This is a genomic window from Streptomyces sp. NPDC096205, from assembly GCF_044763135.1.
Lineage (GTDB): Bacteria > Actinomycetota > Actinomycetes > Streptomycetales > Streptomycetaceae > Streptomyces.
This window is the reverse complement of sequence record NZ_JBIWFS010000014.1, coordinates 43,720-64,321: the sequence shown is the minus strand read 5'-3', so window position 1 is coordinate 64,321 and position 20,602 is coordinate 43,720. Positions and strand designations below refer to the sequence as shown.

The window sequence follows — 20,602 nt, the reverse complement described above, 5'->3', positions numbered from 1 at the left end:
GGCCCACGTCGAATGTGACGTGGGCCTCTTTGTCGTCGCAGGACTGGCTGATCGATTCTCGTATCGTGGAAGATGTTTTCCGAAGTCGCACCTCGCCCTGTGAACAAAACGTCCGCAAGTCGGGGCGACTACTCCCTACTCGGGGGTAGGTGCGACGATCGGACGGCACAACTTCGCGACACCGTGAAAGCAGAGGAAGTCGGCCATGGCAACGGCGCCCAGCGTCTCCTACTCGATGACGATCCGGCTGGAGGTGCCCGCGAGCGGAACCGCCGTCTCGCAGCTCACCACCGCCGTGGAGTCCTCCGGAGGCTCGGTGACCGGCCTCGACGTCACCGCTTCCGGCCACGAGAAGCTCCGGATCGACGTCACGATCGCGGCCAGCTCCACCGCACACGCCGACGAGATCGTCCAGCAGCTGCGCGGCATCGAGGGCGTCACTCTCGGCAAGGTCTCCGACCGTACGTTCCTGATGCACCTCGGCGGCAAGATCGAGATGGCGTCCAAGCACCCCATCCGCAACCGTGACGACCTGTCCATGGTCTACACGCCGGGTGTGGCCCGCGTCTGCATGGCCATCGCCGAGAACCCCGAGGACGCCCGCCGCCTCACCATCAAGCGCAACTCCGTTGCGGTCGTGACGGACGGCTCCGCCGTGCTGGGCCTCGGCAACATCGGCCCGATGGCCGCGCTGCCGGTCATGGAGGGCAAGGCGGCCCTGTTCAAGCGGTTCGCCGGGATCGACGCCTGGCCGATCTGCCTGGACACCCAGGACACCGACGCGATCGTCGAGATCGTCAAGGCGATCGCCCCCGGGTTCGCCGGCATCAACCTCGAGGACATCTCCGCGCCCCGCTGCTTCGAGATCGAGGCCCGGCTGCGCGAGGCCCTGGACATCCCCGTCTTCCACGACGACCAGCACGGCACCGCCATCGTCGTCCTGGCCGCCCTCACGAACGCCCTGCGGGTGACCGGCAAGGCCATCGAGAACATCCGGGTCGTCATGTCCGGCGCCGGCGCCGCCGGTACGGCCATCCTGAAGCTGCTGCTCGCCGCCGGTGTGAAGAGCGCTGTCGTCGCCGACATCCACGGTGTCGTGCACGCGGGCCGCGCCGACCTGGTGGACGCCCCGGCCGACTCGCCGCTGCGCTGGATCGCCGACAACACCAACCACGAGGGCCTCACCGGCACGCTGAAGGAGGCCGTGCGCGGCGCGGACGTCTTCATCGGTGTCTCCGCCCCGAACGTCCTGGACGGCGACGACGTGGCCGCCATGGCGGACGGCGCGATCGTGTTCGCGCTCGCGAACCCCGACCCCGAGGTCGACCCGGCGATCGCCCGCCAGACCGCGGCCGTCGTGGCCACCGGCCGTTCCGACTTCCCGAACCAGATCAACAACGTGCTGGTCTTCCCGGGTGTGTTCCGCGGTCTGCTGGACGCCCAGTCCCGCACGGTCAACACCGAGATGATGCTGGCCGCCGCCAAGGCGCTCGCGGACGTGGTGACCGAGGACGAACTGAACCCGAACTACATCATCCCGTCCGTCTTCAACGACAAGGTCGCGGGCGCCGTCGCGGGCGCCGTGCGGGAGGCCGCGAAGGCGGCGGGAGAGGCGCAGCACGCCTGACGTGCCGCAGCGCGCCCGACGTGCCGCAGTGCACGTCGGGTTGCACGTCCGGTGCACGTCCGGTGCACTTTTCGATGCGTGAACACCGGGGCTGTGAACCTTGCCACGGACGCTCTTCGGCGCGTCGTGGAACCGGGCCCGGCCGATCAGCCTCTAGGGTGTCGGCCAGGCTCCGGCCCTACTTTTCGTGTGACTCGTGTGACTCCCAAGGGTGTTCTCACGACTCCTGCGGGTGCCGGATTGGCTTTCCCGCCGCAGGTAGAGGCAGGATGCGTCCCTGGGCGCGAGCGCATCGGCATTCGCAGCAGCGCCTACTATGCGGCTCCGTCGCGTGGGGCGCCCCAACGGCAAGAAGAACACGGGAGTAACAACATGAACCGCAGTGAGCTGGTGGCCGCGCTGGCCGAGCGCGCCGAGGTGACCCGCAAGGACGCCGACGCCGTGCTGGCCGCGTTCGCCGAGGTTGTCGGCGATGTCGTCGCCAAGGGCGACGAGAAGGTCACCATCCCTGGCTTCCTCACCTTCGAGCGCACGCACCGTGCCGCTCGCACCGCGCGCAACCCGCAGACCGGTGAGCCGATCCAGATCCCGGCCGGGTACAGCGTGAAGGTGTCCGCGGGCTCGAAGCTCAAGGAAGCGGCCAAGGGTAAGTAACCCCCCGCTTCAGCGCCGCTCTGGTGCGGCGCCGTGGGCGACTGCCGGTCCGCCGTGGCTGGTCGCGCAGTTCCCCGCGTCCCTAGGGCGCAACAATGCCGATGGGGCGGTCACCCGGGTAATCCGGGTGACCGCCCCATCGGCGTATCTCTTTCGGGTCAGAGCGCCTTGCCCGGCAGCTCGACCTTCGCGCCGAGCTCCATCAGCTTGTCCATGAAGTTCTCGTAGCCGCGGTTGATCAGCTCGATGCCGTGGACCCGGGACGTGCCCTGGGCCGCGAGAGCCGCGATCAGGTACGAGAAGCCGCCGCGCAGGTCGGGGATGACCAGGTCGGCGCCCTGGAGCTTGGTGGGGCCGGACACGACCGCGGAGTGCAGGAAGTTGCGCTGGCCGAAGCGGCAGTCGGAGCCACCCAGGCACTCGCGGTAGAGCTGGATGTGGGCGCCCATCTGGTTCAGGGCGGAGGTGAAGCCGAGGCGGGACTCGTAGACCGTCTCGTGGATGATCGACAGGCCGGTCGCCTGGGTCAGCGCCACCACCAGCGGCTGCTGCCAGTCGGTCTGGAAGCCGGGGTGCACGTCCGTCTCCAGCGCGATGGACTTCAGCCGGCCGCCGGGGTGCCAGAAGCGGATGCCCTCGTCCTCGATCTCGAAGGCGCCGCCCACCTTCCGGTAGGTGTTCAGGAACGTCATCATCGAGCGCTGCTGGGCGCCGCGGACGTAGATGTCGCCCTCGGTCGCCAGCGCCGCGGACGCCCAGGAGGCGGCCTCCAGGCGGTCCGGGAGGGCGCGGTGGGTGTAGCCGCCGAGCTTGTCCACACCGGTGATGCGGATCGTGCGGTCCGTGTCCATCGCGATGATGGCGCCCATCTTCTGCAGGACGCAGATCAGGTCCTCGATCTCCGGCTCGACGGCCGCGTTCGAGAGCTCCGTCACGCCCTCGGCCAGGACGGCCGTCAGCAGCACCTGCTCGGTCGCGCCGACCGAGGGGTAGGGCAGCCGGATCTTGGTGCCGCGCAGCCGCTGCGGGGCCTCCAGGTACTGGCCGTCCGCGCGCTTCTCGATCGTCGCGCCGAACTGCCGCAGCACCTCGAAGTGGAAGTCGATGGGCCGGCCGCCGATGTCGCAGCCGCCGAGGCCGGGGATGAAGGCGTGGCCGAGACGGTGCAGCAGGGGGCCGCAGAAGAGGATCGGGATGCGCGACGAACCGGCGTGGGCATCGATGTCAGCGACGTTCGCGCTCTCGACGTGCGACGGGTCGAGCACCAGCTCGCCCGGCTCGTCACCCGGGCGGACCGTCACGCCGTGCAGCTGCAGCAGGCCGCGTACGACCCGCACGTCGCGGATGTCCGGAACATTGCGCAGTCGGCTCGGCGCGCTGCCCAGCAGTGCGGCGACCATGGCCTTCGGTACGAGGTTCTTCGCACCGCGGACACGGATCTCGCCCTCGAGCGGGGTTCCGCCGTGGACAAGCAGTACGTCATCAGCGCCGTTGACGGTCATGAATCTCGCGTTCCGTGGAGTGGGGCAGGGGGCCAGAGAGAGACAGAGTAATCGCCGTCGGCCCCCGGTCCGTAAGCCTGAGGAGGCCATGGTTCCGTCATAGCTCTGTCACAACACGAACCGTTTCTCCGTGGGCACATGGGGTCACCGTGCGCCGTGGCCGCGCCTCGTGCGCCGTGAGCTGCGCGCACTCGCGCACGGCGATGGGGTCCCCACAGCGCGGCAAGATGCGGGATCATGTCTGGCATGACCGAGGTGTCCTCGCTCACAGGGCGGCTGCTCGTGGCCACGCCCGCCCTGGCGGACCCGAACTTCGACCGCGCGGTGGTGCTCCTTCTCGACCACGACGAGGAGGGCTCCCTCGGCGTCGTCCTCAACCGCCCCACCCCGGTGGGAGTGGGCGACATCCTGGAGGCCTGGGCGGACCTGGCCGGTGAGCCCGGCGTCGTCTTCCAGGGCGGTCCGGTCTCCCTGGACTCGGCTCTCGGGGTCGCGGTGATCCCCGGCGGCGCCACCACGGACGGCGCCCCGCTCGGCTGGCGGCGCGTGCACGGCGCGATCGGCCTGGTCGACCTGGAGGCCCCGCCCGAACTGCTCGCCTCCGCGGTCGGCTCCCTGCGCATCTTCGCCGGATACGCGGGCTGGGGCCCGGGCCAGCTGGAGGACGAACTGGTCGACGGCGCCTGGTACGTCGTCGAGTCCGAGCCCGGCGACGTCTCCTCCCCGGCCCCCGAGCGGCTGTGGCGCGAAGTGCTGCGCCGCCAGCGCAACGAACTGGCGATGGTGGCCACATATCCGGACGACCCTTCGCTCAACTGATGCGTGTGAGCTTCAGTACCCTGGGGCGTATGAGCACTCTCGAGCCCGAGCGCGGGACTGGTACGGGGACCCTCGTCGAGCCCACGCCGCAGACTTCCCACGGCGACGGCGACCACGAGCGCTACGCCCACTACGTCCAGAAGGACAAGATCATGGCGAGCGCCCTCGACGGGACCCCCGTCGTGGCGCTCTGCGGCAAGGTCTGGGTGCCTGGCCGTGACCCGAAGAAGTACCCCGTGTGCCCCATGTGCAAGGAGATCTACGACTCCATGGGCGCGGGCGGGGACGACAAGGGCAAGGGCGGCGACAAGAAGTAGTCCGGCTCGCCTGACTTTCCGAAGGCCCCCGGGACGCGTTGCGGCGCGCTTCCCGGGGGCCTTCGCGCGTCCTGGAGCGGTCGTACGAAGCGGTCGTACGAAGCGGTCGCAGGAATCGGTCGCAGGAATCGGTCGCAGGAATTGGTTCAGACCTCTTGTGGACGGCTTCCCGCAGTCTCTAGCCTCTGAGGCGTTGTGCAGAGCAAAACCACCATTGCGCATGTTGCAACGCATCCGTGCTTGGAGGCTCGCTCCATGAAGTTCCCCCCACGTCTCGCCCTGCTCCTGGCCGCAGGCGCAGGTCAGCGGAGGCGAGCCGACCTCCTTCCGCGGACTGGCCAACTACGCCGAGCTGTTCGGCGACCCCCAGTTCCGGGACGTCCTGCCGGCCACCGTCCTGTTCGCCGCGGCCTGTGTCGTCTCCACCCTGGCGGTGGGCTGCGCCCTCGCCGTGCTGCTCACGCGCGTGCGCGCCCTGCCGCGCCTGGCGCTGATGCTGGCGGCCCTCGGCACGTGGGCCACTCCCGCGGTCACCGGGTCGACGGTGTGGCTGTTCCTGTTCGACCCGGACTTCGGGCCGGTGAACCGGGTCCTCGGACTCGGCGACTTCTCCTGGACGTACGGGCGCTACAGCGCGTTCTTCCTGGTCCTGCTCGAAGTGGTGTGGTGCTCCTTCCCGTTCGTGATGGTGACGGTGTACGCCGGTGTCCGCGCGGTTCCCGCCGAGGTGCTGGAGGCGGCCGCGCTGGACGGGGCGTCGGCGTGGCGGACCTGGTGGTCGGTGCTGGCGCCGATGCTGCGGCCGATCCTGGCCGTCGTCACCGTCCAGTCGGTCATCTGGGACTTCAAGGTCTTCACGCAGATCTACGTCATGACGGGCGGCGGCGGCATCGCCGGCCAGAACCTGGTGCTGAACGTGTACGCCTATCAACAGGCCTTCGCCTCCTCGCAGTACAGCCTCGGCGCGGCCATCGGCGTGGTGATGCTGCTGATCCTGCTCGCCGTGACCCTGGTGTATCTGCGGCTGCTGCTGCGGCGGCGCGGGGAGGGGCTGTGAGGCGGCCCGGGCGGTTGCTCGCGGACGGCGTGGCGCTGTGCGTGGCCGTCGTCGTGGCCTTTCCGCTGTACTGGATGGTGCTCGGCGCCTTCCGGCCGGCCGGGGAGATCGAGTCGACCGCGCCGCGGCCGTGGACGTCCTCGCCCACGCTGGATTCCTTCCGGCGGGTCTTCGGGCAGCAGGAATTCGGCCGCTACTTCGCCAACAGCGTGGTCGTGGCGGTGAGTGTGGTGATCGCCTCGGCGTTCATCGCGTTTCTCGCGGCGGTGGCGGTGACGCGATTCAGGTTCCGCTTCCGGACCACCCTGCTGGTGATGTTCCTGGTGGCCCAGATGGTGCCCGTGGAGGCGCTCACGATCCCGATGTTCTTCCTCATGCGGGACCTCGGGCAGTTGAACACCCTGGGGTCCCTGATCCTGCCGCACATCGCCTTCTCGCTGCCCTTCGCGATCTGGATGCTGCGGGGGTTCGTGAAAGCGGTTCCGGAGAGCCTGGAGGAGGCCGCGTACCTCGACGGGGCGAGCCGGGCACGCTTTCTGTGGCGGATTCTCTTCCCGCTCGTCCTGCCGGGCCTGGTGGCCACGAGCGTGTTCTCCTTCATCTCCGCCTGGAACGACTTCCTGTTCGCCAAGTCCTTCATCGTCAGCGACATCTCGCAGTCCACGCTGCCGATGGCGCTGCTGGTGTTCTACAAGCCGGACGACCCGGACTGGGGCGGGGTCATGGCGGCGTCGACCGTGATGACGATTCCGGTGCTGGTGTTCTTCGTACTCGTACAACGGCGTCTGGTCTCCGGGCTGGGCGGGGCGGTAAAGGACTGACGTGACCGACATGCAACTGATTCCGGCGCCACGGGCGATCGACGGCCCCACGCGCTGTGCCGTGCTGTTCGACCGGAGCACCCCTGTCTGGGCCGGACCGGGGACGGAGACGACGGAGCGCTGGCTGCGCTCCACCCTCGGCCCGGCACTCGGTCTGGCGTTCCCGGCGGGCCCGAAGGACGCCCCGGGAGGCCTGCGGCTGCTGGTGGACGACTCCCTGGAGCCGGAGGCCTACCGGCTCACGGCCGTCCCCCACAAGGGCGTCGAGATCCGCGGCGGTGACGCGGCCGGGGTGTTCTGGGGCGCGCAGACGCTACGGCAACTGCTCGGCCCCGACGCCTTCCGGAGGGCGCCCGTACGGCCCGGGGCGACCCTGGGAATCCCGAGCCAGGTCATCGAGGACGCACCCCGTTTCCGCTGGCGCGGCCTCATGCTCGACGTCGCCCGGCACTTCATGCCCAAGGACGGTGTCCTGCGCTATCTCGATCTGATGGCCGCCCACAAACTCAACGTGCTTCATCTGCACCTGACGGACGACCAGGGCTGGCGGCTCGAGATCAAGCGGTATCCACGGCTGACCGAGGTCGGCTCCTGGCGGGCCCGCACGAAATTCGGGCACCGCGCCTCACCACTGTGGGAGGAGAAGCCGCACGGGGGCCACTACACCCAGGACGACATCCGCGAGATCGTCGCCTACGCCGCCGAGCGGCATATCGCGGTCGTCCCGGAAATCGACGTCCCCGGACACTCGCAGGCCGCCATCGCCGCGTATCCGGAACTCGGCAACACCGACGTCATCGCCGCATCCATGGCAGGAGGCACCGCCCTCTCCGTCTGGGACAACTGGGGGATCTCTGCCAACGTACTCGCCCCCACTGACAACACCCTGCGCTTCTACGAGGGGGTGTTCGAGGAAGTCCTGGAGCTGTTCCCGGGCGAGTTCGTGCACATCGGCGGGGACGAGTGCCCCAAGGACCAGTGGCGGCGTTCGGCCGTCGCCCAGGCCCGGATCGAGGAACTCGGGCTCGCCGACGAGGACGAACTCCAGGCCTGGTTCATCGGCCACTTCGACAAGTGGCTCTCCGCGCGCGGGCGCAGGCTCATCGGCTGGGACGAGATCCTGGAGGGCGGGCTCGCCGAGGGCGCCGCGGTGTCCTCCTGGCGGGGTTACGCGGGCGGGATCGCGGCCGCGCGCGCGGGCCACGACGTCGTCATGTGTCCCGAGCAGTTCGTGTATCTGGATCATCGTCAGGACGCGGGCGCGGACGAGCCGGTCCCCATCGGCCACGTCCGCACCCTGGAGGACGTCTACCGCTTCGAGCCCGTTCCCGCGCAACTGACCGACGAGGAGGCGGGACATGTGATCGGCACCCAGGCCAACGTGTGGACCGAGGTGATGGAGGACCAAGGGCGCGTGGACTACCAGACGTTCCCCCGCCTCGCGGCCTTCGCCGAGGTGGCCTGGAGCGCCCTGCCCGCCCCGGAGGAACGGGACTTCGCCGACTTCGACCGCCGTATGGCCGCCCACTACCGGCGCCTCGACGCCCTGGGGGTCGCCTACCGGCCGCCCACCGGGCCTCGGCCCTGGCAGAAGCGGCCCGGTGTCCTGGGGCGCCCGCTGGAGGGACCGCCGCCGAACCGATAATGCCAAAAGGTGCAAAGTGTCACCGAAGAGTGCCAATTCGCGCTCACCGGTGAAGCCGTGCGAAAACGGACCATCTCCTCGGTGAGGTGGGCGAATGCCTCCTAGCGGACCCCCGCGTTCGGCCCCTGCGATGATGTGCCAGAGTTGCCACGTCCGCCTTGTCGGCACGTACCGTACGGCAACACAGGTGGGACCAGGTGGGGCAGCGGGAAGGGGCAGCCGGTTTGACCACGCACGCACCGCAGGCGGCGCAGGCCGTCACCCTGCCCACGACGTTGGACGAGGCCGTGGCGGCACTCACCGCCATGCCCGCGGCCGTGCCCGTCGCGGGTGGCACCGACCTGATGGCCGCCGTCAACTCCGGGCAGCTCAGACCCACCGCACTCGTCGGCCTCGGCCGGATCAGCGAGATCCGCGGCTGGCAGTACCAGGACGGCCACGCCCTGCTCGGCGCCGGACTCACCCACGCGCGGATGGGCCGCCCCGACTTCGCCGCCCTCATCCCGGCGCTCGCCGCCGCCGCGCGCGCGGCCGGGCCGCCGCACATCCGCAACGCCGGCACCCTCGGCGGCAACATCGCCACCGCCGCCCCGACCGGTGACGCGCTGCCCGTGCTGGCCGCCCTGGAGGCGACGGTGATCGTCGCCGGACCGGGCGGCGCCCGCCGGGAGATCCCGGTCTCGCACCTGCTGGCCGGCATGGACATGCTGCGCGGCGGCGAACTCATCGGCTACGTGCGCGTGCCGCTGCTGCACGCCCCCCAGGTCTTCCTCAAGGCCACCGGCCGCACCGGCCCCGGCCGCGCGGCCGCGTCCGTCGCGCTCGTCCTCGACCCCGCCCGCCGGGGGGTGCGCTGCGCGGTGGGCGCCATAGCGCCGATGCCGCTCAGGCCGCTGGAGGCCGAGCAGTGGGTCGCCCAGCTCATCGACTGGGACAACGACCGCGCGATCGTCCCCGAGGCCCTCGGCGCCTTCGGCGAGTACGTCGCCGCCGCCTGCATCCCCGACCCGGTCCCGGCGGAGGACGGCTCGGTGCAGCCGCTTCCGCCCGCAGTACTGCACCTGCGGCGCACCGTCGCCGCGCTGGCCCGACGAGCACTGGGGAGGGCACTGTCGTGACCGACGACCAGCACGGAGAGGGCACGCCCCAGGCGCCGGGCCGCTGGGACCCGCTGCCCCAGGGCGACTACGACGACGGCGCCACCGCCTTCGTGAAGCTCCCCGAGGGCGGCATCGACGCGCTGCTGGCCTCCGCCGACAGCCCGCTCGCCGCACCCGGCCACGGCTATGTGCCGCCGCAGATAACGGTCGCCCCGGCCTCCGGCGCGGGCACCGACCCCGCGGCCACCGGCACCTGGAGCATGCCCGCCGAGGGCGTCCAGTGGCCCGCGCCCGAGACGGGCTCCGTGGGCGACGACCGGTTCACCTACCACCCCGGCGCGACCGGGCAGTGGACCTTCGGAGACGCCAACGCCCCGGCCCAGGAGCCCGCGCCCGCGCCCGCGCCCGGGCACGAGGTCACCGGGCAGTGGTCCATCCCCGTCGCGAACGGCGACCTTCCCGACGAGTCGGGCGAGTACACCACGTCCGCCCTCGTCGAGCAGTGGGGCGGCACGCCCCCGGCCACGCTGCCGGGCGGCGCATCCGCCCCCTGGGCCGCGCAGCAGGACCCCGGCCAGACGTGGGGCGGGCAGCAGGTGGCCGAGCCGGGCGCCCCGTACGCCGACCCGTTCCCCGCGGGGGCGCCTGCCGCCGCGCAGGCCCCGGAAGCCGCCCCTGAGGCGCCTGAGGGCGTCCCCGGTCCGGAGAGCCCCGAGAGCCCGGAGACGGCCGTCGAGGCGCCTGTCGGGGCCGAGGGGGAGCCGGAGCACGGCACGGGCCCGGACGACGCCGTGGAGGCCGTCTCCGAGGCGTCCGGCACCCCCGCCGAGGCGACCGCCGCTCCCGAGGCCGAGACCGCCCCCCAGACGGCCCCGGACACCGCGGACGACCCCGCCGCCGGCGACGTACCCGCCGAAGCCGCCGATGACGTACCCGCCGAAGCCGCCGACGCCGCAGCGGGCGCCGACGACGCACCGGACGCCCAGGACGCCGCTGCCGAACTCCCTCCGCCCCCGGGCGAGGAGCACCCCCTCGCCTCGTACGTCCTGCGGGTCAACGGCGCCGACCGGCCCGTGACGGACGCCTGGATCGGCGAGTCGCTGCTCTACGTGCTGCGCGAGCGGCTCGGGCTGGCCGGGGCGAAGGACGGCTGCTCGCAGGGCGAGTGCGGGGCGTGCAACGTGCAGGTGGACGGCCGGCTGGTCGCGTCCTGCCTGGTGCCCGCGGCCACCGCCGCCGGCAGTGAGGTGCGCACGGTCGAGGGCCTGGCCGCCGACGGACAGCCCTCCGACGTGCAGCGCGCGCTCGCGCGGTGCGGCGCCGTCCAGTGCGGCTTCTGCGTGCCCGGCATGGCGATGACCGTGCACGACCTGCTGGAGGGCAACCCGGCGCCGACCGAGCTGGAGACCCGGCAGGCGCTGTGCGGCAACCTGTGCCGCTGCTCGGGCTACCGGGGCGTGCTGAACGCCGTCCAGGAGGTCGTCGCCGAGCGCGAGGCGCACAGAGGCGCCGAGAGCGGCGAACGCGACGGCGACGAGGCACGTATCCCTCACCAGGCGGGTCCGGGCGCCGGCGGCGTCAACCCGTCGGCGTTCGAGGCGGGCCTGCCCCCGGGCACCCCGCACCCGCACGACCTGCCGCACGACCAGGCGTACGGACACGGCCACGATCAGGGCTACGGACAGGGACAGGACGGAGGCCAGGCGTGAGCAACGAAGCCGCCACCGCGACCACCACCACCGCGGAGGCCGCCCCCGCTCCGGAGGCGATCCCGCACGGCCTCGGCTCCTCGCTCGCCCCGGCGGACGCGCGTGCCAAGACCGAGGGCACCTTCCCCTACGCGGCCGACCTGTGGGCCGAGGGCCTGCTGTGGGCGGCCGTGGTGCGCTCGCCCCACCCGTACGCGCGCATCACCTCCATCGACACCACCCACGCGCGGGAGATGCCCGGCGTCCGCGCGGTCGTGACGCACGAGGACGTGCCGGGCAGTCCGGTGCACGGGCGCGGCACGGCCGACCGGCCGGTGTTCGCCTCCGACCTCGTACGCCATCACGGCGAGCCCATCGCCGCCGTCGCCGCCGAACACCCCGACACCGCGCGGATGGCCGCGGCCGCCGTCATCGTCGAGTACGAAGTACTCGACCCGGTCACCGACCCGGAGCACGCCTTCGAGGCGGAGCCGCTGCACCCCGACGGGAACCTGATCCGGCACATCCCGCTGCGCCACGGCGACCCGGAGGCGGCCGGCGAGGTCGTCGTCGAGGGCCTGTACCGCATCGGCCGCCAGGACCCGGCCCCGATCGGCGCCGAGGCCGGTCTCGCCGTGCCCCGCCCGGACGGCGGCGTCGAGCTGTACACCGCCTCCACCGACCCGCACACCGACCGCGACGCCCTTGCCGCCTGCTACGGCCTGGCGCCCGAGCAGGTGAAGATCGTCGTCACCGGCGTCCCCGGTGCCACCGCCGACCGCGAGGACCAGGGCTTCCAGCTGCCGCTCGGCCTGCTCGCCCTGAAGACCGGCTGCCCGGTGAAACTCACGGCCACGCGCGAGGAGTCCTTCCTCGGCCATGCCCACCGCCACCCCACACTGCTGCGCTACCGCCACCACACCGACGCCGAGGGCCGGCTGGTGAAGGTCGAGGCGCAGATCCTGCTCGACGCGGGCGCGTACGCCGACACCTCCTCCGACGCGCTCGCCGCGGCCGTCTCCTTCGCCTGCGGGCCGTACGTCGTCCCGAACGCCTTCATCGAGGGCTGGGCGGTGCGCACCAACAACCCGCCCTCCGGCCATGTACGCGGCGAGGGCGCCATGCAGGTGTGCGCGGCCTACGAGGCGCAGATGGACAAGCTCGCCAAGAAGCTCGGCGTCGACCCGGCCGAGCTGCGCCTGCGCAACGTCCTGGCCACCGGTGACGTGCTGCCCATCGGCCAGACGGTGACCTGCCCGGCCCCAGTCGCGGAACTCCTCCAGGCCGTACGGGACTTCCCGCTGCCCGAGCTGCCGATGGACACCCCCGAGGACGAGTGGCTGCTGCCCGGCGGCCCCGAGGGCGCGGGCGAGCCGGGCGCGGTGCGCCGGGGCGTGGGCTACGGCCTGGGCATGGTGCACATGCTCGGTGCGGAGGGCGCCGACGAGGTCTCCACCGCGACCGTGAAGGTCCAGGACGGTGTGGCGACGGTGCTGTGCGCGGCCGTCGAGACGGGGCAGGGCTTCTCCACGCTGGCCCGGCAGATCGTGCAGGAGACGCTGGGCGTCGACGAGGTGCATGTCGCGCCCGTCGACACCGACCAGCCGCCCGCCGGCCCGGGCTGCCGGGGGCGCCACACATGGGTGTCGGGCGGCGCGGTGGAACGCGCGGCCAAGATGGTCCGCACCCAGCTGCTCCAGCCGCTGGCGCACAAGTTCGGCATGTCCACGGAGCTCCTGCAGATCACCGACGGCAAGATCACGTCGTACGACGGGGTCCTGTCGACCACCGTGGCCGAGGCCATGGAGGGCAAGGAGCTGTGGGCGACCGCCCAGTGCCGGCCCCATCCCACCGAGCCGCTGGACGAGGCCGGGCAGGGCGACGCCTTCGTCGGGCTCGCGTTCTGCGCGATCCGCGCCGTCGTGGACGTCGACGTGGAGCTGGGCTCGGTGCGCGTGGTGGAGCTGGCCGTCGCGCAGGACGTCGGACGGGTGCTCAACCCGGCCCAGCTGACCGCCCGGATCGAGGCCGGGGTCACCCAGGGCGTGGGCATCGCCCTCACCGAGAACCTGCGCACGCCCCGCGGCACGATCCGCCACCCCGACCTGACCGGTTACGCGCTGCCGACTGCCCTGGACGCGCCGGACATCCGGATCGTGAAGCTGGTGGAGGAGCGGGACGTCGTCGCGCCCTTCGGCGCCAAGGCGGCCAGCGCGGTGCCGGTGGTCGCCTCCCCGGCGGCGATCGCCTCCGCGGTGCGCGCGGCGACCGGGCGACCGGTGAACCGGCTGCCGATCAGGCCGCAGGCGGCCGTGGTGGTCGCGGGTCAGTGAGGCGCGGGGCCCGGGCTGGTGGGGCTCGGGGGTCCAGGCTGGTGCGGTAGCCCAGGCTGGTGTGACGGGGTGCGGGCTGGTGTGGCGCGGGTCTCCGGGCTGGTGGGGTGCGGTGAACCGGCTGTGTAGCGCGGGGTTCGGGCTGGTGTGGCGCGGGTCTCCGGGCTGGTGGGGTGCGGTGATCCGGCTGGTGTGACGCGGGTCTCCGGGCTGGTGGGGTGCGGTGATCCGGCTGGTGTGGCGCGGGGTCCGGGCTGGTGACTCGGGGGTCCAGGCTGGTGTGGCACGGGGTCCAGGCTGGCGTGGCGTCGAGGGCCCGGAGGCGTGGCGCGCGGCCGTCGGTCGCCGGGTCGGTTGTCCGGGCTTGCCGGGTTTTCCCCAGGTCGGGGTCGTTGTCAGTGGTGCCGCGTAGTCTTCTGGCAGTGGGCGGCGCTGCCTGGATTCCGTGGCGGCTGCTGCCCCTGAGCACCAACGCGCACGGGGGAAACGATGACGCTGCTGACGAGTGAGCCGCCGTTGCGGCTGCCGCCGAAGTTCGCACAGGGCCGCTCCGGGCTGGCCCTCGACCTGCCCTACCGCCTGCTGGACCGGGAGTTCGGCCGGGGCCGCGTCGTCCGCTTCGAGGACGTCGACTTCCCGACGGCCCTCACCCACGAACCCACCCGCCGCTTCCTGCGCGAGACGGGGCTGCCGGAAGAGGGCTTCCTCTTCGCCCTGGACACGGAGTTCCCGCTGGCGCCACTGGGGGAGTACGTCGCGGAGGAACGCCCTGAACTGCCTCTCCCCATGGCCGATGCCGGCCACCTGATACGCCTCGGCCGCCTCACGCAGGACAGCAGCGTCGTCCTCGACGGCCGCACGGGCCGCCTCCTCGACTGGAGCGAACCCGAAGGCACACTGCATCCGCTGAGTGCGGACGTCTCCACCTTCGCCTTCTCCCTTTGGCAAGTGCGCCGGGAGTCCGCGCTGTTGGAGGCCGTGGCGGGAATCGAACCCGCGTAAGTCGCTTTGCAGGCGACTCCCTGAACCACTCGGGCACACGGCCGTTGGCGAGTCCCTCGGGTTTTTGCTCCCCTGTCGAACTCGGTGAAACGACCGTAGGCCGGGGCCTGTTGAGAGCTCAAGGGACGGGCCCGCCCTGCAACGGGACTGCCATACGCCGTTCATGAAAGGGGGGCGTCATCGTGCCGGTCGTACGACCAAGGTCCCAGTCCGAGCGGGCCTCCCGACAGGGGTCAAAGGCCGCTTCGGGCCTTACGCTGACGACCATGACAGCCCTGGAACCGCGCGACACGGACGTCGCCGCACAGAACTCCGATCCCACCTCGGCCGGGCGGGCCGAGGAGCGCGTGCTGAGCCGTGCGTACCGGGCGCTGAGCATCGGGATCGTGTCCGTGGTGCTGCTGATCGCGTTCGAGGCGACGGCCGTGGGGACGGCCATGCCGGTGGCCGCGCGGGAGCTGGACGGGGTGTCGCTGTACGCGTTCGCGTTCTCCGGGTACTTCACGACGAGCCTGTTCGGGATGGTGCTGTCCGGCCAGTGGTCGGACCGGCGCGGCCCGCTCGGGGCGCTGACCGGGGGCATATCGGCGTTCGCGGCGGGGCTGCTGCTGTCCGGGACGGCCGGCGCGATGTGGCTGTTCATCCTCGGCCGGGCGGTCCAGGGGTTCGGCGGGGGACTGGTGATCGTCGCGCTGTACGTCGTCGTGGGCCGCGTCTATCCGGAGCGGCTCCGCCCGGCGATCATGGCGGCGTTCGCCGCGAGCTGGGTCGTACCGTCGATCGTCGGTCCGCTCGCGGCGGGTGCGGTGACCGAGCACATCGGCTGGCGCTGGGTGTTCATCGGCATCCCGGTGCTGGTGGTCTTCCCGCTGGCCCTCGCGCTGCCGCAGATACGCAGCCGGGCGTCGGGCCCGGTGGGGGAGAAGGCGGACAGCGAGGTGCGGGGGTCCTCCGACCGGCGCCGCATCCGCCTCGCGCTCGGTATCTCCCTGGGCGCGGGACTGCTGCAGTACGCGGCGCAGGACCTGCGGTGGATATCGCTCGTGCCCGGCGTCGCCGGGGCCGCGCTGTTGGTGCCGGCCGCGCTGGGGCTGCTGCCGCGCGGCACCTACCGGGCGGCGCGGGGGCTGCCCTCCGTGGTGCTGCTGCGCGGGCTGGCGGCGGGGTCGTTCATCGCGGCCGAGTCGTTCGTGCCGCTGATGCTGGTCACCCAGCGGGGGCTGTCGCCGACGCTGGCCGGGTTCTCGCTCGCGGCGGGCGGCGGGACATGGGCGCTGGGCTCGTGGGTGCAGTCGCGGCCTCGGGTGGAGCCCTACCGGCAGCGGCTGATCACCCTGGGCATGGTGCTGGTGGCCGCGGCCATCGCCACCGCGCCGAGCGTGCTGATCGACTGGGTGCCTGCCTGGACGGTCGCGGTCGCCTGGGGCTTCGGCTGCTTCGGCATGGGCCTGGTGATCTCCTCCACCAGCGTGCTGCTGCTCCACCTCTCCGCCCCGGAGGAGGCCGGCACCAACTCCGCCGCGCTCCAGATATCCGACGGCCTGTCCAACGTCCTCCTCCTCTCCGCGGGCGGCGCCGCCTTCGCGGCCCTCGGCGGCGGCACGGTCACCCACGCCGCGACCGAGGCCTCCGGCTCCCACCCGGCGGCCTTCACGGCGGTGTTCCTGCCGATGGCGGCGGTGGCGCTGGTGGGGGCATGGGTGACGACGCGGCTGCGGGAGCGGTGAGCGGCTCACGGGGGGGGGTAGCTGCCTGCGAGCAGGCCTACACCGACCTGCACGAGCAGGCCGCCGCCCTGCTCCACGCCCTCGCGACGAACCACCCGCTCGTCGACGGCAACAAGCGCACGGCATGGCTGGGCGGCGGCCACGTTCCTGGCGGTGAACGGCGTCGATCTCACCGGATGCGACCAGGACACGGCGTACGACCTGGTCGTCGCCGTGGCCGCGGGTGAGCTGAGTGACGTGGGGGAGATCGCGGGGCGGCTGCGGCTGCTGTGACGTCAGTCCCACCCGCGGGCGACCGGGTGTCGTTCGCGCGTTGACGGGGCCGGGTCGCCGGTAGGGTGGCCCGGTTGTCATACGTAGCCGAGCCACCCCCGTACGGAGACCGTGACTACCGCCCGCCCGTCACCCACCACCACCCTCAACGGAGGGCCCTCCGGGCCCGCACCTATGTCTGCTTCTGCCTCCCACTCCCACCACCTGTCGCCGGCCTTCCCGGGCCGCGCCCCCTGGGGCACCGCGAGCAAGCTGCGCGCCTGGCAGCAGGGTGCGATGGAGAAGTACATCCAGGAGCAGCCGCGTGACTTCCTCGCGGTCGCGACGCCCGGCGCAGGCAAGACGACCTTCGCGCTGACGCTGGCGTCCTGGCTGCTGCACCACCATGTCGTGCAGCAGGTGACCGTGGTCGCGCCGACCGAGCATCTGAAGAAGCAGTGGGCGGAGGCCGCGGCGCGGATAGGGATCAAGCTGGACCCGGAGTACAGCGCGGGCCCGCTCGGCAAGGAGTACCACGGCGTGGCCGTGACGTACGCCGGTGTCGGGGTGCGGCCGATGCTGCACCGCAACCGGGTCGAGCAGCGCAAGACCCTGGTGATCCTGGACGAGATCCACCACGCCGGTGACTCCAAGTCGTGGGGCGAGGCCTGCCTGGAGGCCTTCGAGCCCGCCACCCGCCGGCTCGCGCTCACCGGTACGCCCTTCCGGTCCGACACCAACCCGATCCCCTTCGTGACGTACGAGGAGGGTCAGGACGGCATCCGGCGGTCGGCGGCCGACTACACCTACGGCTACGGCTCCGCCCTCGCCGACCACGTCGTGCGCCCGGTGATCTTCCTGTCCTACAGCGGCAACATGCGCTGGCGCACCAAGGCGGGCGACGAGATCGAGGCCCGGCTCGGCGAGCCGATGACCAAGGACGCGATCAGCCAGGCCTGGCGGACCGCGCTGGACCCGCGCGGCGAGTGGATGCCGAGCGTGCTGCGCGCGGCCGACCAGCGGCTGACCGAGGTCAGGAAGGCCATCCCGGACGCGGGCGCGCTCGTCATCGCCTCCGACCAGGACTCCGCGCGCGCCTACGCCAAGCTGATCCGCGAGATCACCGGCACGAAGGCGACGCTCGTGCTGTCGGACGACGCGGGAGCCTCGAACCGGATCGACGAGTTCAGCGACAGCAACGACCGGTGGATGGTCGCCGTCCGCATGGTGTCCGAGGGCGTCGACGTGCCCCGGCTCGCGGTCGGTGTGTATGCGACCACGATCTCCACACCGTTGTTCTTCGCTCAGGCGGTCGGGCGTTTTGTGCGTTCGCGCAGGCGGGGCGAGACGGCGTCGGTGTTCCTGCCGACCGTGCCCGACCTGCTCACCTTCGCGCACGAGATGGAGGTCGAGCGCGACCACGTCCTCGACAAGCCGAAGAAGGACGGCGAGGAGGACCCGTACGCCGAGGAGGACAAGCTCCTCCAGGAGGCCGAGCAGCAGAAGGACGAGGACACCGGCGAGCAGGACATGCTGCCGTTCGAGGCGCTGGAGTCCGACGCCGTCTTCGACCGGGTCATGTACAACGGCGCCGAGTTCGGTATGCAGGCCCACCCGGGCAGCGAGGAGGAGCAGGACTACCTCGGCATCCCGGGGCTCCTGGAACCCGAGCAGGTGCAGCTGCTGCTGCAGAAGCGGCAGGCCCGGCAGATCGCGCACAGCCGCAAGAAGCCGGACGCGGAGGCCGATCTTCTGGAGATGCCCGCCGAGCGGCGGCCGGTCGTCACGCACAAGGAGCTGATGGAGCTGCGCAAGCAGCTCAACACGATGGTCGGGGCGTACGTCCATCAGAGCGGCAAGCCGCACGGGGTGATCCACACCGAGCTGCGGCGGGTGTGCGGCGGGCCGCCGAGCGCGGAGGCCACGGCCGGGCAGCTTCGGCAGAGGATCGCCAAGGTGCAGGAGTGGGCTACTCGGATGCGGTGACCGTGGCTGGTCGGTGTTGTCTTTCGGGTGCCGCGCCGTCGTGGTTGGTCGCGCAGTTTCCCGCGCCCCTAGGGCATCGCCCCCCAGGGCGTTTCCGGGCAAAGGTGAGCAGGTCACTCCGACCCTTGCCCGGATTCTGGACTTAGCCTTCCGCTGAGCGAACCCCCTTCGCTAATGTCCCGCTACGCACACGCCCCGTGGCAGCGCCGCCGCGGAGCGCAGCCGTGAAGCGACTGGGTCCGGACAAGCCGGGCCGTCAGCCGATCGGCGGCCTCTGAAAGCGCGTCGCTGACGGGACTCGGCGACGCATCTGCCGCGAGGGGGCTGCCGACCTCACCACTAAGGAGTGGGCGTCGTGACCGCGGAGACCTCCCAGACGCTCGACCGGGGACTCAGAGTCCTCAAGCTGCTGGCCGACACGGACCACGGGCTGACTGTTACCGAGCTCTCCCACAAACTCGGCGTCAACCGGACCGTCGTCTACCGCTTGCTGGCCACACTGGAGCAGCACGCACTCGTACGCCGTGACCTCGGCGGGCGTGCCCGGGTCGGGCTCGGCGTGCTGGGGCTGGGGCGGCAGGTGCATCCGCTGGTGCGGGAGGCCGCGCTGCCGGCGCTGCGCTCACTGGCCGAGGACATCGGCGCGACCGCGCATCTGACCCTCGTCGACGGGGCGGAAGCCCTCGCCGTCGCGGTCGTCGAGCCGACCTGGACCGACTATCACGTCGCCTACCGCGCGGGCTTCCGGCATCCGCTGGACCGGGGCGCCGCCGGCAAGGCGATACTCTCCGCCCGCCAGAAGCCCTTCGAGGACCCCGGCTACACGCTGACCCACGGCGAGCTGGAGGCCGGCGCGAGCGGCGCGGCCGCACCCCTGGTGGGGGTGACCGGCGTGGAGGGCAGTGTGGGCGTGGTCATGCTGGCCGACGCGGTGCCGGAGCGGGTGGGGCCGCGGGTCGTCGAGGCGGCGCGAGAGGTCGCCGAGGCCCTGCGCTGATCTCCACGCCACCGGGACGGCCGTCTCGTCCTCGCAGGAGCCCCTCGCAGGAGGCCCTCGGGCGGGCACGGCCGCACTCAGGGGTCACGTTAGATTGACCCCGTGCTCTCTCGTCTCTCGCGCCCCCAGGCCGTCGCCGTCTGTGCCGTCCCCGTCGTGGCCCTGCTCGCCACGGCCGCGTTCGCGCCGCTGCCGTTCTCGGTGGCGCAGCCGGGGATGACGGCGAACGTGCTGGGCGAGAACAAGGGCGACCCGGTGATCACGATCTCCGGCGCCCGGACCGATGAGACGCACGGCGAGCTGCGGATGACCACGATCGAGGCGACCAGCCCGGACACGCGGGTGTCCCTCGCCGATGTGCTGGACAGCTGGTTCCGCACCGACCGGGCGGTCATGCCGCGCGACTCGGTCTATCCGAGCGGTGACACGGTCGAGGAGATCGAACGGCACAACACCGAGCAGATGAAGCAGTCCCAGGACGCCGCAGCCGAGGCCGCCCTGAACTACCTCAAGCTGGACGCCGACGATGTGAAGGTGACCCTGAAGCTCGCCGACGTCGGCGGCCCCAGCGCGGGTCTGCTCTTCTCCCTGGGCGTCGTCGACAAGCTGAACGGCGACGGCCCCGGCCGCGATCTGACCGGCGGCCGCGTCATCGCCGGCACGGGCACCATCGACGCGGCCGGCCGGGTCGGCGCCGTCGGCGGTGTGGCCCTGAAGACCCAGGCCGCCAAGCGCGACGGCGCGACGGTCTTCCTGGTCCCGAAGGCCGAGTGCTCCGACGCCCGCTCGGAGCTTCCCGAGGGCCTGCGCCTGATCCCGGTCACCACCCTGAAGGGCGCGGTCGACGCGCTGGTGGCCCTGGAGACCGGCAAGGGGTCCGTGCCGAGCTGCTAACGCGCCAGCGCCGGGCGCTGCTGCGGGGCGGCGAGGCGCAGCCCCACCTCGACGAGGGTCCAACCGAGACGCTCGCGCAGGTCGGCGGGGCGGTGGGCGTCCTGGGCGAGGCGGTGGGTGTCGGCCTCGGTGCGCAGGCGGGTGTAGCGGGCGAGGTCGGGCGTCGTCATCGGTGTGCCTT

At 71.9% G+C, this 20,602-nt stretch carries 16 protein-coding genes, 1 tRNA gene and 2 pseudogenes; 16 read left to right on the top strand and 3 right to left on the bottom strand.

The features are described from left to right. The first annotated feature begins 205 nt into the window (after window positions 1-205). Both ACIQ6Y_RS38225 and ACIQ6Y_RS38220 read left to right on the top strand, forming a co-directional pair. The gene (locus ACIQ6Y_RS38225; protein WP_404047167.1) at window positions 206-1,627 is read left to right on the top strand and encodes an NAD-dependent malic enzyme; all 1,422 of its coding nucleotides are present in this window, start codon (window positions 206-208) and stop codon (window positions 1,625-1,627) included. 372 nt (window positions 1,628-1,999) lie between these two features. Beyond that, window positions 2,000-2,281 carry an HU family DNA-binding protein gene (locus tag ACIQ6Y_RS38220; protein ID WP_360212855.1) on the top strand — a complete coding sequence of 94 codons (282 nt, stop codon included), beginning with the start codon at window positions 2,000-2,002 and terminating at the stop codon, window positions 2,279-2,281. Between the two features lie 158 nt (window positions 2,282-2,439). On the opposite strand, the gene murA is transcribed toward ACIQ6Y_RS38220, so the two are convergent. Continuing rightward, window positions 2,440-3,783 (bottom strand): UDP-N-acetylglucosamine 1-carboxyvinyltransferase, encoded by a 1,344-nt coding sequence (gene murA / locus ACIQ6Y_RS38215; protein WP_404047164.1) that lies wholly within the window; start codon window positions 3,781-3,783, stop codon window positions 2,440-2,442. A gap of 246 nt (window positions 3,784-4,029) precedes the next feature. Here murA and ACIQ6Y_RS38210 point away from each other — a divergent pair, with 246 nt between their 5' ends. The 9 genes and pseudogenes from ACIQ6Y_RS38210 to ACIQ6Y_RS38170 all read left to right on the top strand — a co-directional run bounded on the left by ACIQ6Y_RS38210 (window position 4,030) and on the right by ACIQ6Y_RS38170 (window position 14,565). Continuing rightward, window positions 4,030-4,602, top strand: a complete 573-nt coding sequence (locus ACIQ6Y_RS38210) for a YqgE/AlgH family protein (protein WP_404047161.1) — start codon at window positions 4,030-4,032, stop codon at window positions 4,600-4,602. Between the two features lie 29 nt (window positions 4,603-4,631). Then, entirely contained in the window at window positions 4,632-4,919 is a 288-nt protein-coding gene (locus ACIQ6Y_RS38205; protein WP_389327261.1) for a DUF3039 domain-containing protein, read from the top strand. Window positions 4,920-5,208: 289 nt separating this feature from the next. Continuing rightward, a pseudogene (locus tag ACIQ6Y_RS38200) lies at window positions 5,209-5,976 on the top strand (carbohydrate ABC transporter permease); the annotation flags it as partial. Further along, entirely contained in the window at window positions 5,973-6,797 is an 825-nt protein-coding gene (locus ACIQ6Y_RS38195; protein ID WP_404047157.1) for a carbohydrate ABC transporter permease, read from the top strand. The pseudogene ACIQ6Y_RS38200 and the gene ACIQ6Y_RS38195, both read left to right, overlap by 4 nt. A gap of 10 nt (window positions 6,798-6,807) precedes the next feature. Continuing rightward, a complete protein-coding gene (locus ACIQ6Y_RS38190; RefSeq protein WP_404047369.1) occupies window positions 6,808-8,442 on the top strand; it encodes a beta-N-acetylhexosaminidase in 1,635 nt (544 codons plus the stop codon). Window positions 8,443-8,666: 224 nt separating this feature from the next. After that, on the top strand, window positions 8,667-9,560 hold the full coding sequence (locus ACIQ6Y_RS38185; protein ID WP_404047154.1) for an FAD binding domain-containing protein: 894 nt from the start codon (window positions 8,667-8,669) through the stop codon (window positions 9,558-9,560). Next, window positions 9,557-11,251, top strand: a complete 1,695-nt coding sequence (locus ACIQ6Y_RS38180) for a (2Fe-2S)-binding protein (protein WP_404047152.1) — start codon at window positions 9,557-9,559, stop codon at window positions 11,249-11,251. Before ACIQ6Y_RS38185 ends, ACIQ6Y_RS38180 begins: the two co-directional genes overlap by 4 nt. Beyond that, a complete protein-coding gene (locus ACIQ6Y_RS38175) occupies window positions 11,248-13,563 on the top strand; it encodes a xanthine dehydrogenase family protein molybdopterin-binding subunit (protein ID WP_404047150.1) in 2,316 nt (771 codons plus the stop codon). Before ACIQ6Y_RS38180 ends, ACIQ6Y_RS38175 begins: the two co-directional genes overlap by 4 nt. Window positions 13,564-14,052: 489 nt before the next feature. Then, window positions 14,053-14,565 (top strand): SUKH-4 family immunity protein, encoded by a 513-nt coding sequence (locus ACIQ6Y_RS38170; protein WP_404047147.1) that lies wholly within the window; start codon window positions 14,053-14,055, stop codon window positions 14,563-14,565. On the opposite strand, the gene ACIQ6Y_RS38165 is transcribed toward ACIQ6Y_RS38170, so the two are convergent. Beyond that, window positions 14,534-14,608 (bottom strand) — tRNA-Cys (locus ACIQ6Y_RS38165). The two genes, ACIQ6Y_RS38170 and ACIQ6Y_RS38165, sit on opposite strands and share 32 nt — an antisense overlap. A 223-nt stretch (window positions 14,609-14,831) precedes the next feature. Between ACIQ6Y_RS38165 and ACIQ6Y_RS38160 the strand changes: the two genes are divergently transcribed. The 5 genes and pseudogenes from ACIQ6Y_RS38160 to ACIQ6Y_RS38140 all read left to right on the top strand — a co-directional run bounded on the left by ACIQ6Y_RS38160 (window position 14,832) and on the right by ACIQ6Y_RS38140 (window position 20,421). Next, window positions 14,832-16,292, top strand: a complete 1,461-nt coding sequence (locus ACIQ6Y_RS38160; protein ID WP_404047145.1) for an MFS transporter — start codon at window positions 14,832-14,834, stop codon at window positions 16,290-16,292. Between the two features lie 32 nt (window positions 16,293-16,324). Continuing rightward, window positions 16,325-16,565 (top strand): annotated as a pseudogene (locus ACIQ6Y_RS38155) (type II toxin-antitoxin system death-on-curing family toxin); the annotation flags it as partial. 174 nt (window positions 16,566-16,739) lie between these two features. Then, window positions 16,740-18,530, top strand: coding sequence for a DEAD/DEAH box helicase (locus tag ACIQ6Y_RS38150; RefSeq protein ID WP_404047142.1), 1,791 nt, complete (start codon window positions 16,740-16,742; stop codon window positions 18,528-18,530). 355 nt (window positions 18,531-18,885) lie between these two features. Continuing rightward, on the top strand, window positions 18,886-19,527 hold the full coding sequence (locus ACIQ6Y_RS38145; protein WP_404047140.1) for an IclR family transcriptional regulator: 642 nt from the start codon (window positions 18,886-18,888) through the stop codon (window positions 19,525-19,527). Window positions 19,528-19,629: 102 nt separating this feature from the next. After that, window positions 19,630-20,421 carry a S16 family serine protease gene (locus ACIQ6Y_RS38140; RefSeq protein ID WP_404047137.1) on the top strand — a complete coding sequence of 264 codons (792 nt, stop codon included), beginning with the start codon at window positions 19,630-19,632 and terminating at the stop codon, window positions 20,419-20,421. Here the strand turns inward: ACIQ6Y_RS38140 and ACIQ6Y_RS38135 are convergent. Further along, window positions 20,418-20,591, bottom strand: coding sequence for a hypothetical protein (locus tag ACIQ6Y_RS38135; protein ID WP_404047134.1), 174 nt, complete (start codon window positions 20,589-20,591; stop codon window positions 20,418-20,420). The two genes, ACIQ6Y_RS38140 and ACIQ6Y_RS38135, sit on opposite strands and share 4 nt — an antisense overlap. Between the last annotated feature and the right edge of the window lie 11 nt (window positions 20,592-20,602).

Coding starts and splice junctions, on each gene's coding strand:
- ACIQ6Y_RS38205 (WP_389327261.1), top strand. CDS start 4,632: ATGAGCACTCTCGAGCCCGAGCGCGGGACTGGTACGGGGACCCTCGTC.
- ACIQ6Y_RS38190 (WP_404047369.1), top strand. CDS start 6,808: ATGCAACTGATTCCGGCGCCACGGGCGATCGACGGCCCCACGCGCTGT.
- ACIQ6Y_RS38135 (WP_404047134.1), bottom strand. CDS start 20,591: ATGACGACGCCCGACCTCGCCCGCTACACCCGCCTGCGCACCGAGGCC.
- ACIQ6Y_RS38210 (WP_404047161.1), top strand. CDS start 4,030: ATGACCGAGGTGTCCTCGCTCACAGGGCGGCTGCTCGTGGCCACGCCC.
- ACIQ6Y_RS38170 (WP_404047147.1), top strand. CDS start 14,053: ATGACGCTGCTGACGAGTGAGCCGCCGTTGCGGCTGCCGCCGAAGTTC.
- ACIQ6Y_RS38220 (WP_360212855.1), top strand. CDS start 2,000: ATGAACCGCAGTGAGCTGGTGGCCGCGCTGGCCGAGCGCGCCGAGGTG.
- murA (WP_404047164.1), bottom strand. CDS start 3,783: ATGACCGTCAACGGCGCTGATGACGTACTGCTTGTCCACGGCGGAACC.
- ACIQ6Y_RS38160 (WP_404047145.1), top strand. CDS start 14,832: ATGACAGCCCTGGAACCGCGCGACACGGACGTCGCCGCACAGAACTCC.
- ACIQ6Y_RS38150 (WP_404047142.1), top strand. CDS start 16,740: ATGTCTGCTTCTGCCTCCCACTCCCACCACCTGTCGCCGGCCTTCCCG.
- ACIQ6Y_RS38225 (WP_404047167.1), top strand. CDS start 206: ATGGCAACGGCGCCCAGCGTCTCCTACTCGATGACGATCCGGCTGGAG.